Origin of the sequence: Spirosoma sp. KNUC1025, assembly GCF_045160025.1 — a bacterium.
In the GTDB taxonomy this organism is placed as follows: Bacteria; Bacteroidota; Bacteroidia; order Cytophagales; family Spirosomataceae; genus Spirosoma.
Genome location: NZ_CP087139.1, coordinates 4,695,996 through 4,712,045 on the forward strand (window position 1 = coordinate 4,695,996; position 16,050 = coordinate 4,712,045).

At 48.4% G+C, this 16,050-nt stretch carries 10 protein-coding genes and 1 pseudogene; 6 read left to right on the top strand and 5 right to left on the bottom strand.

What is annotated here, in order from left to right; genetic code table 11:
- The first annotated feature begins 143 nt into the window (after window positions 1–143).
- From LN737_RS20600 to LN737_RS20610, 3 genes are all read left to right on the top strand, one after another.
- On the top strand, window positions 144–833 hold the full coding sequence (locus tag LN737_RS20600; protein ID WP_405511704.1) for a DUF421 domain-containing protein: 690 nt from the start codon (window positions 144–146) through the stop codon (window positions 831–833).
- 7 nt (window positions 834–840) lie between these two features.
- Window positions 841–1,527: a DUF421 domain-containing protein gene (locus LN737_RS20605; RefSeq protein ID WP_405511705.1), complete on the top strand. Its 687-nt coding sequence runs from the start codon at window positions 841–843 to the stop codon at window positions 1,525–1,527.
- A gap of 151 nt (window positions 1,528–1,678) precedes the next feature.
- Complete coding sequence (locus tag LN737_RS20610; RefSeq protein ID WP_405511706.1) at window positions 1,679–2,047, top strand: hypothetical protein; 369 nt, start codon at window positions 1,679–1,681, stop codon at window positions 2,045–2,047.
- A 484-nt stretch (window positions 2,048–2,531) separates the two neighbouring features.
- Here the strand turns inward: LN737_RS20610 and LN737_RS20615 are convergent, their stop codons facing one another.
- The 5 genes from LN737_RS20615 to LN737_RS20635 form a co-directional block, all read right to left on the bottom strand.
- Window positions 2,532–2,900: a hypothetical protein gene (locus tag LN737_RS20615; RefSeq protein ID WP_405511707.1), complete on the bottom strand. Its 369-nt coding sequence runs from the start codon at window positions 2,898–2,900 to the stop codon at window positions 2,532–2,534.
- Window positions 2,901–3,226: 326 nt separating this feature from the next.
- The gene (treZ, locus tag LN737_RS20620) at window positions 3,227–5,083 is read right to left on the bottom strand and encodes a malto-oligosyltrehalose trehalohydrolase (RefSeq protein WP_405511708.1); all 1,857 of its coding nucleotides are present in this window, start codon (window positions 5,081–5,083) and stop codon (window positions 3,227–3,229) included.
- 115 nt (window positions 5,084–5,198) lie between these two features.
- Entirely contained in the window at window positions 5,199–6,809 is a 1,611-nt protein-coding gene (locus LN737_RS20625) for an alpha-amylase family glycosyl hydrolase (protein ID WP_405520477.1), read from the bottom strand.
- A 183-nt stretch (window positions 6,810–6,992) separates the two neighbouring features.
- A complete protein-coding gene (locus LN737_RS20630; protein ID WP_405511709.1) occupies window positions 6,993–7,802 on the bottom strand; it encodes a ferritin-like domain-containing protein in 810 nt (269 codons plus the stop codon).
- A 12-nt stretch (window positions 7,803–7,814) separates the two neighbouring features.
- Window positions 7,815–8,567 (bottom strand): ferritin-like domain-containing protein, encoded by a 753-nt coding sequence (locus tag LN737_RS20635; RefSeq protein WP_405511710.1) that lies wholly within the window; start codon window positions 8,565–8,567, stop codon window positions 7,815–7,817.
- Between the two features lie 419 nt (window positions 8,568–8,986).
- Here LN737_RS20635 and LN737_RS20640 point away from each other — a divergent pair, with 419 nt between their 5' ends.
- The 3 genes and pseudogenes from LN737_RS20640 (at window position 8,987) to LN737_RS20650 (ending at window position 15,623) form a co-directional block, all read left to right on the top strand.
- On the top strand, window positions 8,987–10,555 hold the full coding sequence (locus tag LN737_RS20640) for a response regulator (protein WP_405511711.1): 1,569 nt from the start codon (window positions 8,987–8,989) through the stop codon (window positions 10,553–10,555).
- 40 nt (window positions 10,556–10,595) lie between these two features.
- Window positions 10,596–14,200, top strand: a pseudogene (locus LN737_RS20645) (response regulator).
- Between the two features lie 196 nt (window positions 14,201–14,396).
- Window positions 14,397–15,623 (top strand): sorbosone dehydrogenase family protein, encoded by a 1,227-nt coding sequence (locus LN737_RS20650; RefSeq protein WP_405511712.1) that lies wholly within the window; start codon window positions 14,397–14,399, stop codon window positions 15,621–15,623.
- Window positions 15,624–16,050 lie beyond the last annotated feature (427 nt).

Consider the following 16,050-nt stretch of genomic DNA (forward strand, 5'->3'; position numbering starts at 1 on the left):
CCTGACGAACCATTGTGTTGACAATAAATCCCGATTCCTGATTATCTGGTCTACTTATTTGGTCTACTTTAGAAATTATTGGAGTAAACGTAGAATTTTCAGATACCGACAATCATTTCCCACACACGGAAAGTTAAGGCACCATGGATAAAGATGAAATTAAGTTAGGGGATTGGCAGCGGATTTTGATTGGGGATGCCCCGGCGGAATTTTTACTTGAAGTGTTCCTGCGCACTACGTTGATTTATGTGGCGTTGCTGATTGTTATGCGGCTACTTGGCAAACGAATGAATGGGCAGCTTACCAATCTGGAGCTAGCCGTTATGCTCACAATGGGAGCTATCGTTTCACCCGCGATGCAACTCCCCGACAGAGGATTACTGTCGGGCGTTTTAGCCCTGCTTTGTGCACTGTTCTTTCTTCGACAAACCAATCTGCTGGGTTTTAAAAGCAGTAAGATCGAGAAGCAGATTCAGGGAACAGAAACCGTACTGGTCAAGGAAGGCATCATTCAGGTCGATGAAATGGCTAAAAATCGACTGTCGCACCAGCAGATTTACGCGGCCTTACGTAGCGAAAACGTCTATAATCTGGGGAAGGTAAACCGCCTGTATCTGGAAGCATACGGCATGTTCAGCATTTACCAGGATGAAAAAGGTAAGCCAGGCTTGTCGGTTTTGCCGCCGTCGGACAAAGAGGTACAGAGCATTCATCAACGCCCCGAGAAACCCCTTCTTGCCTGCACAAACTGCGGCAATACAGAGCCAGCCCAACCCAAACCAACGAACTGCTCTATCTGCCACGCCAACGACTGGGTAGACGCCATTCTCTAATCCGACCATGAAAAAAGAAGATATTCATTTGTACGACTGGCAACGGATTTTAATTGGCGAAGTACCTGGCATCTTTTATGTCGAAATTCTGATTCGGGCGGCTGCCATTTATCTGCTTCTGGTATTATCCATGCGGCTGATGGGCCGACGCATGGCCTCCAAGCTTAGCCGCAACGAAATGGCCGCCATGATTTCGATGGCGGCTGCCATTGGCGTACCTATTCTTGATGCTAATCGGGGTTTGTTGCCCGCCTACATTATTGCCTTGGTAGTGGTGTTGACGCAACGATTGGTGTCGTATTGGGCCGCCAGAAATCAACGCTTTGAAGCCATTACGCAGGGGGATAACAGTATGCTGGTCGAGAACGCCGTCATACAGTTCAAGGCGATGAAGGATGCACGTATCACCCGCGAATTGCTGTTCGCTCAACTTCGGTCGAGCGGTTTGATTCATCTGGGGCACGTAAAGCGATTGTATATGGAAGCAAACGGTGCCTTCACGTTGATTGAAGAGCCAGAACCCAAACCTGGCCTTTCTGTCTTACCCGAGTGGGACTCCGAATTCGTTGACAAACAGGAAAAAGCGCCAAACCAGTACGTCTGTTACCATTGTGGTAATACCAGACCAGCTACCGATACAACCAGCGATTGCAGCAACTGCGGTCATAACGAATGGGTTTTAGCACTGAAATAGAATAAAGGCCGCATTCCATAATTTTTCAGGTTTAGAAGTAGCCGTCTTTCGGGTCGAATTTGTTAATAATACACTGATCGAATGCGGCCGTTTTGACGATCTCTTTAGGCTGTCCATCTTACATCACTTCTTTACTAAACCAGTTCACAACATGAAAAACGTACTATTTCTGGGGGCCATGCTAACCGTTATGACCTGTTTTGACAGTCATGCCCAGTCTACCAACACCAACAATGCTTCAACTGTAGGATCGGCAGTTACAAACGATCCAAGCGCAGTAGGAAACGACAAAACCCGTCGGAGTCAGGCAACTCAGAAACGTAGTACCGGTGCCACTGTTGATGGGTCGAATGGTGGCGCGACGAACGATGGGGCCAGCGGTCAGAGTGGTGCTCCGGCTCCACTACCCGCTACGTCCACGCAGGCCAGCCAATCGGTGAACCAGAATAAAACTAGTCGTAACATGAAAAGCAGCCGCAAAACAAGTAGCTCCTCTGCCAAAATCGGTAGTAAGCCCTGATGTGATTGTATCTTTAATTGAACAGGTAAACTTTTACATTAATTAACGCATAAATTAAAGGTATACTTTAGCAATTTTTTTCAGAAAAAATGGGAGAAATTACACGCAAAGTACTCCGTTCAATAATACGTTTAAAATCGCTGTTTTTCAGCGATTTCCCATTGCCTATTTTCGAGCCTAGTTGAACGTAGCATCCTAAATAATAGCTGCAATAAATCAGGCGTTCAGGGAGCAAAAATTGTATTAAAAAATGGGGAGATCAGGATACGTTATACAGTATAAATTTAGGCTGGAACAACTACGTGAATTTAGTAATTTTCATATAACTATATAACGCTAAAGGAAAACTTTATCAATACGTACTTTAACTATTTTTTGATAAAATTCTTTAAAGAGCTAGTTGGTAATAATTGGTTAAGCATCAAGATATTACCCAACATTAGTAAAGAGTCTCTTTAAAGCCAGCTTCATGCAGTTTGCCTTGTTAATAAGCGCTAACTTTCGAGTCTATACGTTTGATCTGCCACTCACGGGAAGTCGTTTGATACGCCCATCCGCTATAGGTCAACAAACTACTTCCACCATAGATGAGTAGCTCAAAACGCACGCTGTCGCGATCCGGACCACTGGGTGAATACGAAAATTTATGCGCGTTATAGCCCCCAATCTGATTCATCAGTGGCTTGTTTTCTATAGCTGCTCCAACAAGTTTGTACTGAAAATCCGGTCGTTCATAGCGGCTCGTAAAGGTCGACTTGTAGGTCAGTAAAGCCAGTCCAAAAATGATACCTAAAACCAGATACAATAGGGTTTTGGCAGGCTTCACTTTTGATGTATACGAAATATCGATCATAACACAAAAAAGTTGAAATAATGTGGCTTCAGGATACAAATATTACCGTACAAACGTGCAGACTAGTTCCTTATTGCTTTATTAAGCGGCAAATAACGACATTTTTTTATTTACGCTTACTTACTTTTTTTACTAATGTCTTTATTGCCACCAGATCACATTATTCGAACCGCGTAAATTGATTTAAAAATCAAGGTTAAAAAGAATAAATAGCCAATAGAAATCGCTTTTTACTACGTACCTGTTTTCTTAAATTAAGCAGAAAACAGGTATGTAGTAAAAAGCGATTTTTTAGAAAAAATTTAATTTTATCTGCTCAAAATGAGCTACCAATTCGGCAAAAAAGTACCGCTGTACACCGTAACACTGGCGGGCGGAATATGAATGGTTTGGCCAGCTTTGGCAAGGCTGGGCAGTAATTCACGCACGGAGGAGCCAGCTTCCCGCCATTTTGCTTCTTTGGAATCCAGTACTTTATGCCATTCGCGTACCCAGACCGGCAGTGTATACAGAATGACATCATCAGAAAGGTTAAACAGACAAACCAGTTGCTGCTGACCATCCACTGTCTGGCGATGAAGCACAAAACCCGATTGCCCCAGCACCGTAACCCGAATATTATTCTTGCTCATATTTTGCAAAGCAGGGAGCGAACGCCGTAATTCAATCAACGACTGATACCAGGATAGCATGATCCTGTGGTTTCCCCGGCTACGTGTATGCCATTGCAGTTTTGACTGATTGAACGTATCCTCCTCGATTGGGGCTGGGATATCGGCCTTGCTCCTAAACCTGGCAAAATCTTTTTTGTGCCCTTCCTCCACCTTCCTGATCAGGCTCGGGTCGGAATGGCTGATAAAGTAAAAGAACGGCGACTCGTCAGCGTATTCTTCTCCCATGAACAACAGCGGAACATAAGGAGATAAAAGTATGGCGGCAGCGGCCAGTTTCTGGCGGTCAAAATCGACCAGCAGCGCCAACCGTTCCCGGCCCGACTGGTTGCCGATCTGATCGTGATTGAGGTTAAAAACAACGAATCGGTCGCCAGCTATTCCCGACGAGGAGGCCCCATATTTCCGCTTGCGAAATGTTACGTAATCACCACTGGACACGAAACCGTCTGTGTAAGCTTTCGCCAGTTGTTCCATACGCCCGAAATCGGCATACCGTTCTTTTGCGGATTTGTTGATCAATACCTGAAAGGCATGATGAAAATCATCGAGCCATTGGGCATCAAATCCATAGCCGCCCAGTTCAGACGATTTAACCACCTTCGGGCTATTCAGATCAGTTTCGGCAACCAGATACAAGGAGCGGCCCAGCTGCTGTTCCAGATACCTGACTTTTGCGTGAATTAATTCCCAGATGGAAACAGCACCCCGGTCGAAGATTTCATGGATGGCATCGAACCGAAGTCCGTCAATATGATACGTGTCAAACCAGAACGCGACATTATCGACAAAATAATCACGAACCCCATCTGACCATTCCTGATCAAAATTCAGGGCAGCTCCCCAGGGTGTCTGGTACTTTTCGGTGAAGTAAGGACCAAACTGGGTGAAGTAATTTCCCTCCGGTCCCAGGTGGTTGAAAACGACATCCAGAAAAACGGCAATCCCTCGATTATGGCAGGCATTTACCAGTTTTTTCAATGCCTGCGGCCCTCCATATGAATGTTGTACGGCATATGGGTAGACGCCATCATACCCCCAGTTACGATCACCCGGAAATTGGCAAACGGGTAATAACTGGAGCGCGTTGATACCAACTTTTGCCAAGGCGTCCAATCGGGGAATAATGGCTTCGAACGTACCAGCGGGTGTGAACGTACCGACGTGCAGCTGATAAAAAATTAAATCCCGGAACGGCAACCCCCGCCAGCCTTCATCCTGCCAGCGATACGCCGACTGGTCGATGACTTCCGACGGACCATGAACATCGTCGGGCTGAGCATGAGAAGCTGGATCGGGATATTCTTCGCCATTATCAAGCTCATACACGTAGCGCGTACCGGGCGGGATGTTCTCGACCTCCAGTTGAAAATACCCCCACTCGGTTGGCTGCATGGCCAGTTTGCGGTCGTTTGGCGGCAACAGATGCAGCGTAACACGTTCTTTTTCGGGTGCCCAGACTGTAAATACGCAACGATTATTACCGATATAATTTGCGCCAATAGTCTTCATTGTATCAAATAAACCGTTGGTTTCTTTGGGTGCTATCGATATTGAGGGTTTGGTGGTATTCGTGGTGTCGGGTTCTCAAATCCGACATCACGGACACCACGAATACGCAGACTACTCATTCACTTAACTGCACGATGATGCCCTCGTCTCCACCCAAACTAATGGTATCATTTACCTCATTCCCTTCCCATTCCGGTACGGTAGCGATTTTAACAACGCCATGCATCGAACTGTCTTTCGCTTTGAAATAGCCGGGTCGGTGACTCAGATTCAGCAGAATCAGAAAGCGGGGATGGCCTTCCAGCTGCCGGATGTAAACAATTAGTTGGGCATCGGAATAAACCGGGATGTAGTCGCCCACCATCAGGGCAGGCTCCTGCTGACGTAGCTTAATCAATCGTTTGTAAAAGGAAAGTACTGAATACGGATCATCCTGCTGTCGTTCTACGTTCTCGCGGGAAAAATCGCGGGCCAGCCGCAGCCAGGGTTTGCCTTCCGTAAATCCAGCGTTGAGTCCACGGCTCCACTGCATGGGCGTCCGGGCCGGATCGCGACTCAGATTTTTATCGGGCATATTCAGCCCCTGCGGGTCCTGAATTTCATCAAACGGAATGGGTACATCGCGCATGCCGATTTCCTCACCGTAGTAGATTGTCGGCGTACCACGTAGCGTCAGCAAAAGCAACGCGGCAACACGAGCCTGCTCCTTCCCTACCCGACTGCTGATCCGGGCCTGGTCGTGATTGCCCAGCACCCAGTTTGGCCAGCCACTTTCAGGCAGAGCGCCTTCATACTGGTCAATCGCTGCCGCAATCTGCCGGGCATCCCAGGGCAGCAGCAGCAACTGAAAATTAAAGGGCAGATGAGCCCCTTTGCCGTCAATTCCATAATAGGCAACCAACTGGTTGATCGGCAAATAAATTTCACCGATCAGTAGCCGACTGTCGTATCCATCCAGCACCTGCCGCATTTGCAGTACCAGCTCATGAACTTCAGACTGATCGGTCGAGTACACGGGAAGCAGTTGGTCATACGTAGCCATGTACGGCTGATAGTTCGGATTCGGCGGATTATCGCGCAGATTTTTATCCTTAATCATATGCCACATCACATCCACCCGGAACCCATCGACGCCTTTCTCTAACCAGAACCGCATGACATTGAGCATGGCTTCCTGCACCTCCGGATTCCGCCAGTTCAGATCCGGCTGTTCTTTCAGAAACGCGTGATAATAATACTGGCCCGTAGCTTCGTCCCACTCCCAGGCAGGTCCGCCGAAAACACTGAGCCAGTTATTTGGCACCCCACCGTCGGGCAGGCTATCGTGCCATATGTACCAGTCCCGTTTGGGATTGTCGCGTGAAGAGCGGGATTCGAGAAACCAGGGGTGCTGGTCAGAAGTATGGTTGGGAACCAGGTCCAGAATCAGTTTCAGACCGCGGTTATGGACCGCATTGACCAGTTCATCGAAGTCACTTAACGTACCGAACAGCGGATGAATACCCTGATAGTCCGAAATATCGTACCCAAAATCAGCCATCGGCGACGGGAATATCGGCGAAAGCCATACGGCCGTTATGCCCAGCTCTTTCAGGTAATCCAGTCGTTTCAGGATACCCTGCAAATCGCCGATTCCATCCCCGTTGCTATCCTGATACGACCGGGGATAGATTTGATAAATAATTCCTTCCTGCCACCATTCATAGTTCGTCTGCTCCTGATTCATAGTTTCCACTCGATGTTCTGCTTTAAGAAACCGGCCTCCGGCGGTTATGTTATTCGTTTTGGGCTGGTTTCGCGGCAAATAAGCTGCCAACGGACAGAACAGGTATAGTGTGTATGGGCTTGAAGCCGCAATCGGGATGACATCCCGTCTAAAACGGTGTCATCCCGATTTCAGCTTCACTTATTACGCAGCTATAACAAAGGGCCCGGCTATCGCCAGCACTTTTTCTTTGGTCAATGGCTCATCGAACGATTCCCGAACGATTTTCTCCGCCATCATTTCAGGACCACCATCCCGCTGCACAATTTTTGGGGTAACCAACGAGATCAGGTCGATGGCATCGTGCTGATACAACAGGTTTTCGCCCTCATAAACAGCGGCTGGCGCGCCACCCGTTTCCTGCTCCGAGGCCCATACCCGAAGCCCGCGAATCAGCCGCACATCGGCCGCGTGACGAGCTTCGACGGAGTGAATCTTCAGCGCCGAAAGCAGCACCTCTTTGTTGCCTTTAAGCCGGGGAGCCTGCCCTTTGTACGCCCGAACGCCCAGATCTTCAAACGATTGCGACAGGACCAGGAACGTCATATAATCCGAAAACACTGTGGGGTATTTGCCACCAGCCGTGAAATCGAACGCCGGTTTTGCAATGGCCTGACTACCTAAGGCAGACTTCAGAAACTCAACGTGCTGTTTTTCGTGCTCGCCGATTTTCATAAATACGTTTCGGTCACTGTCGGGGATCAACCCGCCCGTTTCCAGCCCTTTCGCGTAAAATTCTGCTTCAAGGTATTCCAGCAGCAGGGCGAAGTTGAGTACGTCCACTACGTCGCTATCGGCAGCGTATGCTTTATTGAGGGAAGCCGTCAGCAGACCAGCGGTTCCTACGGCCGCAATGGCGGTTGTTTTCAACAACTTCCGACGGGTAAACTCAACGCGTTCGTACGCTTCAGCGTCACTTTTTTCGATATCCGATACAATGTTAAAAAGATTCATACGACAGCTGAGTTAATAAGTTGGAAGGTTGGCTATACTGATTTTCTGTTTGATAAATGGCTGCGCTTTCATCACAATCTCAGGTGGAGTCAGCGCCCAGTCACGACCCTGTGGATCAATCAACTCGTGGCCAAGAGAGAAGTACGATTTGGGCTGAAGCATGTAACGGGCCAACGTAGCGTGCCGCGATTCGATGGACACGATTTTACCCGCTATTTTCAGTATCTCCAGATCGTCAATCAAGGGGCCGGTGCCATTGTAGGCAGCGATACCAACATTCTCAAACTGCTGAGCGGCATCGAATACAGAATTGCGGTCGCTCAGCGCGACTCCGCTAAAATCAAAGTCCAGCATGGGGATGGCATTGCTTCCCAGAAAAGCCTTGAAGAATTCGCGGTGGACAATTTCGTGATCGTGTAGCTCTTCGATAACCTTGCGGTCCTGCTGGCTGAGACCGTACGAATTTTCGAGTACGGTTGAATAATAGGCCACTTCCAGCTGCTCCAGCGTGTAGGCCAGGTTCGAGATGCCGATGTCGCCGGAACCCAGGTCAATCGTACCATCGGGCAAGACCGTAGCGCTCATGCGTGAACGTCCGCCCTGCGGTGTCACATCCGACATTTCGCGTGTGCAGGAAGCGAGAAATGCTGCCGTTGAAGCGGACAAGAGCCCCAACTGGCGCATGAACATTCGACGTTCGACGGATGGGATCGCCGGAATGCTCGGAGTACTTTTCGTTTGTTGTACTTCGTTGAGTTGTTCCATAGTTAGGATTTTTTTAGCGTAAAGTCTTTGTGGAGACTCACCCTTAAAATGGAAATGCTATACATGCGTTTTGAGCAAAAAATGAAAAATGAGGTTATGGCCCAACTATATATTAAGCGGCATTGCATTCACTAAAGGCGGACATTTCCCGGCGTAATTGACGTGCCAGGCGTTACGTATTCGACCCTTTTATCCATTGGTCAGGCTTTCGGGCAATACGATGAGCTAGCCAACAGATTGTTCCATAAAAGGAACCTCTTACTGGATTTACCGGCTCATAGACCAGGCAATTTGGAAGCTCCCCCCTTACCGCTTTATCTTCACGGCCAGATTTTACAGGAAGTATTTTATTCAGCATTTCAAACGTTATTCTGATAAATGACTTCACTCATCCTCGATGTTTTAACCAGTAGCCGTACATGATTCTCATTGTTGATGACAGGCGGGAAAATATCATTCCCTTAAAGAAGATTCTTGAACTGCATCGCTTTACAGTTGATACGGCTGAATCGGGCGAAGAAGCCCTGAAGAAAGTCCTGAATACGTCTTATTCCGTTATCATTCTTGATGTGCAGATGCCCGGAATGGACGGTTTTGACGTAGCGAATGCCATTGCGGGGTTTAGCAAAACCCGGGATACATCCATTATATTTTTGTCGGCGGTCAACACCGAAAAGAAATTCATCACAAAAGGCTATACCTCCGGCGGTACCGACTACCTGACCAAGCCCGTTGACCCCGATATTCTAGTTCTGAAGGTAAAAACGCTGCAGAAGCTATATGATCAGCAACAGGCTCTGCGAGCGGCTCAGGATTCGCTGAAAAAAGAAATCGAGGTTCGGAAGCAGGCTCAGGAAGAGCTGGCCGCCCGCGTTCAGGAATTGCAGACGGTGCTGTCGTCGTTACCGCAGATGGCCTTCACCATCACACCGGATGGGCAGCTTGAATACGTCAATGAACACTGGTTTCGCTATGCCGCCAGTTCAACAACGTTTCCGGAAACCCACGCAGACGATGAAACCTGCCAGGATTGGAAAACGGCGCTCACCAAAGGCGCCGAATTTTCCCGCGAGGTGCGGCTGAAAGAGCTGACATCCGGCGATTATCGGTATCATCTGCTACGTATACTACCCATCGTACAGCAGGAGGTCGTCGTTCGGTGGGTTGGTACGTACACTGATATTCAGCCGCAAAAGCAGGCCGCTGAACTGCTCGAACATCAGGTTGAACTACGAACCAATGAGCTGCTGACCAAAAACACCGAACTCGAACGGACAAACCACGAACTTCAGCAGTTTACCTGGGTTGTGTCGCACGACCTTAAAGAGCCGCTCCGGAAAATACAGCTTCTCAACGACACGATTAAAGAGAAATACCTGAAGGATAATACCGAAGCCGTCTCGTACCTCGACCGCTCGATCCGGTCGTCGGCACGCATGTCGGCCTTGATCAACGATCTGTTGATGTACTCCCGGCTGTCCAGTTCGGAATCGTTTCAGTCAACGGATCTGAATAGCCTGCTGGATGAACTTCTGCTCGATTTCGACGACACAATCAGTCAGAAAGGCGCTACGGTCATGATCGACAAATTGCCGGTGATCGAAACCATACCAGGCCGAATCCGGCAGGTTTTTCAGAATCTGATCAGTAATGCACTCAAGTTTGCGAAAGACGGGATACCACCGGTCATTCATATCCATGCCGACTTAATTGCGACGAAAGCTGTCGACGGCTTACCTACGGTCAACGGGCCGTTCTGCCGGATTGTGATCGAGGATAATGGCATTGGGTTTGATGAAAAGTTTCTGGATCGCATTTTCGTGATTTTCCAGCGCCTTCACAACAGAAGCAGCTACGAAGGCACGGGAATCGGTCTGGCGATTGCCCGAAAAAATATCGAGAAACACAACGGTCTGATTACAGCCCAGAGCCGCATCAACGAAGGGTCTCGCTTTATCATCATTTTGCCCGTTCGTCAGGTCCACTAAAATTTGACACGTTTGGTTTTACTATCTACCCGGATTCCCCATGCCACCTACCTCAACGCCGAATAGTGTTGTCCAGCAACTGAAAATCGTCTTTTCTCTGTCAACGCTTCTGTTGCTGATCAGCCTTGTAGCTTCCTACTACAGCATTCAGAAGCTAATCACCAACTCCAGGCTTGTCAACCATACCAATCAGGTATTGATTGAGGCTGAGAACATTATTTCCTACGCGAAAGATGCCGAAACGGGACAGCGAGGGTATCTGGTTACGCTTGACCCGCTCTTTCTGCAACCCTACAATGGCAGCTATGAAAAAGTAAAAGCCAGTTATTACCGGCTCCGCGAACTGATTTCCGACAATCCCGTCCAGGAAAAGAAACTGGTCCATGCAAAAGCGTTGTACGAAGCCAAGTTTGTGCAGATGGAACGGGTCATTAACATCGCCAGACGTAACAGATTTTTAGTCAGAGACACCATTGAGCGGCATCGGGAAATGATTCGGGGCAAGCGGCTCATGGATGACCTTCGGATGGAAATCAACAATCTGAAAAATACAGAGGATAAACTGCTGCAAACCCGACTCCAGCAACAACAGCTGTACATTACGTATACGCCTTTTTTGTTGTTTATAGCGGCCATAATCTCCATGCTCATTACGGCCTTCACCTATGTGCGGATCAAAAAAGACATGGATGACCGGATTGCCCGTGAGAAAGAGGCCGAAGAAAAATACATCGAAACAACGGGCCGCATTGCCGTGATGGAAGACATCACCCAGGAGATAGCAGCGGGCGACTATTCCATACGTAGCGCCGACACGCGCGATGATGATCTGGGCCGTATTTCAAAGGCGCTGAACCAGATGGTGAACTCCCTCGAACAGACATTTACCGATTTAAACAATCAAAACTGGCTGCAAACGGGTGCCGTTAAAATAAGCGATACCATTCGGGGCGATCGGGATTTAAAACGACTAGCCAACCGACTTGTCAATACAATTGCAGAATACACAAATGCCCCCCTTGGAACCCTTTACCTGATTGATAATGAAGTAGGTTACAAACTTTCCGGTAGTTACGCCACCAACCAGGCACCCACCACTATCCAGGCTGGACAGGGGCTGATCGGTCAGGCAATTGACGGCAAGAAAACAATTCTTGTCGATGATTTACCCGACGATTACAATCGGATAAGCTCTTCCTTAGGTGATGCCCGTCCGGCTTCGTTGCTCATTGCCCCGCTGATTTACAACGGTACGTGCCTGGGCGTACTGGAATTAGGCTTTTTACGGAAACCCAATCAACTGGTTGTCGACTTCGTAAACCGCAATCTGGAAGCCATGGCCATTTCGGTTAACTCGGCGCTGGATTATGCGCGGCTGCAAAACTTCCTGGAAGAAACACAGGCGCAGTCGGAAGAATTGCAGGCGCAGCATAACGAGCTGGAAAACCTGAACGCAGAACTGGAAATACAAGCCCAGAAACTACAGGCATCGGAAGAGGAGCTACGGGTTCAGCAGGAAGAACTCCAGCAAACCAATACCGAACTGGAGGAACGTAGCCTGCTGCTGGAAGAGAAAAACGATGAGATTCAGAAAAAGGCCGACGAACTGGAACTGGCCACCCGATACAAATCGGAATTTCTGGCCAATATGTCGCATGAGTTACGTACTCCGCTCAATTCAATTCTGCTGCTAAGTCGGTTGCTCGCCGAGAATACCGACAAAAACCTCGATGACGATCAGGTCGAATACGCGAAAGTGATTCAGTCGTCCGGAAACGGATTGCTTGGGTTGATTGATGAAATACTTGATCTGTCGAAAATAGAAGCCGGTCAGATGAAACTGGAGTATCAGGACGTACCCGTGGCGGAGGTAACCGAAGAATTGCAGGACCTTTTTGGCGTACTGGCGAAGGAGAAAGGACTGGACTTTTCGATCAGAACTGAGCCGGGTGTTCCTGCGGTTATCGAAACCGACAAGATGCGACTAGGGCAGATTCTTAAAAATTTACTCTCCAACGCCATCAAATTTACGGCAACCGGCAGCGTAACGCTAACGATCAAAAAAGACAAAAAACAGCCCGATACGCTATGTTTTGCGGTGAAAGACACGGGTATTGGGATACCCCCGAAAAGCAGCCGCTGATTTTTGAAGCTTTCCAGCAGGCAGATGGCTCTACCAAACGGAAATACGGCGGAACAGGATTGGGGCTCTCCATCAGTCGCGAACTGGTAAAACTTCTGGGGGGTATCATCACTCTTACCAGCACCGTAAACGAGGGGAGTGAGTTTACGATACAGATACCCGTAACCAGTTCATCAGCCACAGCAGCGTCTGCCGAACCAGTTGTTAGTCCGGTCAGTCAGCAACCACCGATAGGGGCCCCTGCTCCCGTTTCAGATAAGTATATAAGCAATATCATTCCAGAATCCATTCCAGACGACCGGAACACCGTAACGGCACAGGACAAAACCATCCTCATTATTGAAGATGATACCAACTTTGCCAAATCGCTGCTCGATTATGCCCGACAGAAAGGGTATAAGGGTATAGTGGCCGTTCGGGGCGACGAAGGGTTACGACTGGCGGCTACGTATAAACCCGTAGGGATTCTGCTGGATATTCAGTTGCCAGTTATGAGTGGCTGGGAAGTGATGGATGCCCTGAAAGCGAACCCACAGACCCGGCCCATCCCCGTACACATCATGTCGTCGCACAAGCTGAAGAATGAAAGCCTGATGAAAGGCGCCATCGATTTTGTCGACAAACCCATGGCGTTTGAACAGATGCAGGACATCTTCAGCAAAATCGAATACGTACTGAACCGGGATCTCAAGAAAGTTCTGATTATTGAAGATAACCCCAAGCATGCCAAAGCGCTGGCCTATTTTCTGGAAACCTTCAATATAACCTCGGAGCTGAAAAGCGACGTAATGGAAGGAATCGACGCCCTCAAACGGGATGAAGTAGGCTGCGTCATTCTGGACATGGGCGTTCCGGATACCAATGCCTACAAAACACTGGAAGAGGTCAAGAAAAATGCGGGCCTCGAAAACCTGCCTATCATCATCTTTACCGGAAAAAGTTTGTCGATGTCGGAGGAGCTGCGCATAAAAAAATACGCGGATTCGATTATCATAAAAACCGCTCACTCCTACCAGCGCATGCTCGACGAAGTATCGCTGTTTCTGCATCTGGTTGAAGAAAATAAACAGCCGAATGGTGCAACCGCCGGAGCGAAAAAACTGGGGGCATTGACCCAGATACTCGACCATAAAACCGTTCTGGTTGCCGACGACGACGTACGGAATATTTTCTCGCTATCGAAAGCGCTGGAACAGTATAACATGACCGTTATTGCGGCTCTGGATGGGAAAGAAGCTCTTCAGAAACTTACCGAAAACCCGGAAGTAGACGTAGTGTTGCTGGACATGATGATGCCCCATATGGACGGCTACGAAACGGCTCGCAAAATCAGGGAACATTACCAGTGGAAAAACCTGCCGGTCATTGCCGTTACGGCTAAAGCCATGACGGGCGACCGTGAAAAGTGCATTCAGGCAGGCGCGTCTGATTACATTACCAAACCCGTTGATATTGACCAGCTCATCTCTCTGTTACGTGTCTGGCTGTACGATCGCCCCTGATACGGGAAAGGGAGAAGGCAGAATGTAATCGTATTCAGTAACGTAGCGGCACTATCGGGTAACGGATTCTCACAATTTCTGAACTTTTCCCAACGGCTTTGTTTAGTCGGTAGTTGTAGTTAAAGTTTACTCTATCTGTTCTATCATTTTGACAGAGCAGGCATGTATTTATCATTTATTCTCAACGTTATACCCGATGAAAAACTTTGTTGTACCTATCCTGCTTTCCATTTGTACGACCACGGCCATGCTGGAATCCTGCCAAAGCGACCACATTGTGGCCAAAGTTCCCGAAACGAACGCTGAACCGACTTCAGCCAGCATTCAGGGAAATGTCTTTGAACCAGCGCTGGTTCCGGCCACAGATGAACGCATTGCCCAACTTAAAGTACCTGCTGGTTTTGCAATTACTAAATTTGCCGATCAGCTCGGTAAGCCCCGTATGCTGGCGGTCAGCTCTTCCGGAAATGTTTACGTGACCGACCGGACAGCGGGCACGGTTACGCTGCTCCAGGACACCAACGCCGATGGAAAAGTCGATACAAAACGACTCGTAGCCAGCATTAAAGACGTGCATGGACTGGCCATTCACGAGGGGCAGATGTACCTGGTTGCCATCAAGGAGTTATATGTCGCTGATATTCAGAGCGACGGGTCGTTGGGTCAGGCCAAGCAACTCATCAGCGACCTGCCCGACGGAGGGCAGCACCCGAATCGAACCATTGCCTTCGGACCAGATGGGCTGCTTTATATTACGGTAGGCAGTACTTGCAATGCCTGCGCCGATTCAAATCCCGAAAATGCGACGATTCTGCGGGCAAATCCCGATGGGACAAACCGTAAAATTTTTGCGAAAGGCTTGCGGAACACCATTGGTTTTGGCTGGCATCCCCAAACAAAGGAGCTGTACGGACTCGACCACGGTATTGACTGGCTGGGCGACGAACAGCAAAAAGAGGAGCTGAATCAGATTAAGGAAGGGGCTTTTTATGGCTGGCCGTACATTTATGGCGACGGCAACTACAATCCGCATCCCCGGCCAATGGGCGATACGACTTACGCGCAGATATTAGCCAAAACGACTCTACCAGTCTTCCAATACGACCCCCATGCGGCTCCCATGGGGATGATCTTCTATACCAGCACTGGCGCGGCTAGTAGCTTCCCGGCTGAATACCAGGATGATGCTTTTGCCACCATGCGTGGTTCCTGGAATCGTACCCAACCCTCCGGTTACAAAGTAATTCGCATTCATTTTGAGAATGGCAATCCCGTGCGGGCCGACGATTTTGTAACAGGTTTTCTGGTCAATAACAATCAGGCTCAGTTTGGCAGACCCGTGGGTATTGCTACTCTCCCCGATGGTTCGCTGATCTTTTCGGAAGATAATAATGGCGTAATTTATCGGGTTAGTCGTAAATAAACGTGACCCAGGACAGGGTACATAAGGCATCCTGCATTTTGAATGGATGCCTGAACCAGAACCTCCCTTCTTCGTTTTGAGCCTCGCCAAAATCAGAAGGGAGGTTCTGATTTTGTATTGGGTTGTTACCTTGGTTCGAAGGCCATTCTGTTGTCAACCGACCGTATTTTGACACACGCCTTTTGCCGAGCTTCAGGGAAGCTATCGCAAAACCCTACGGTTAGCAGTCGTAGAGTTTACAACCGGCAAACGTACTACTGAGACGGCTTAAACCAGCAAAACTGAAATACGGATGCAGAGAAATAAGTTGCTCTAATCGTTTCTTCGGTTGGCATAATTATTATTGATTAACTAATATTGAAAAAGATATACTTAATATTGCTATATTTAAAAACAAATAGTGAAATACGTAACTTATACTTTATAA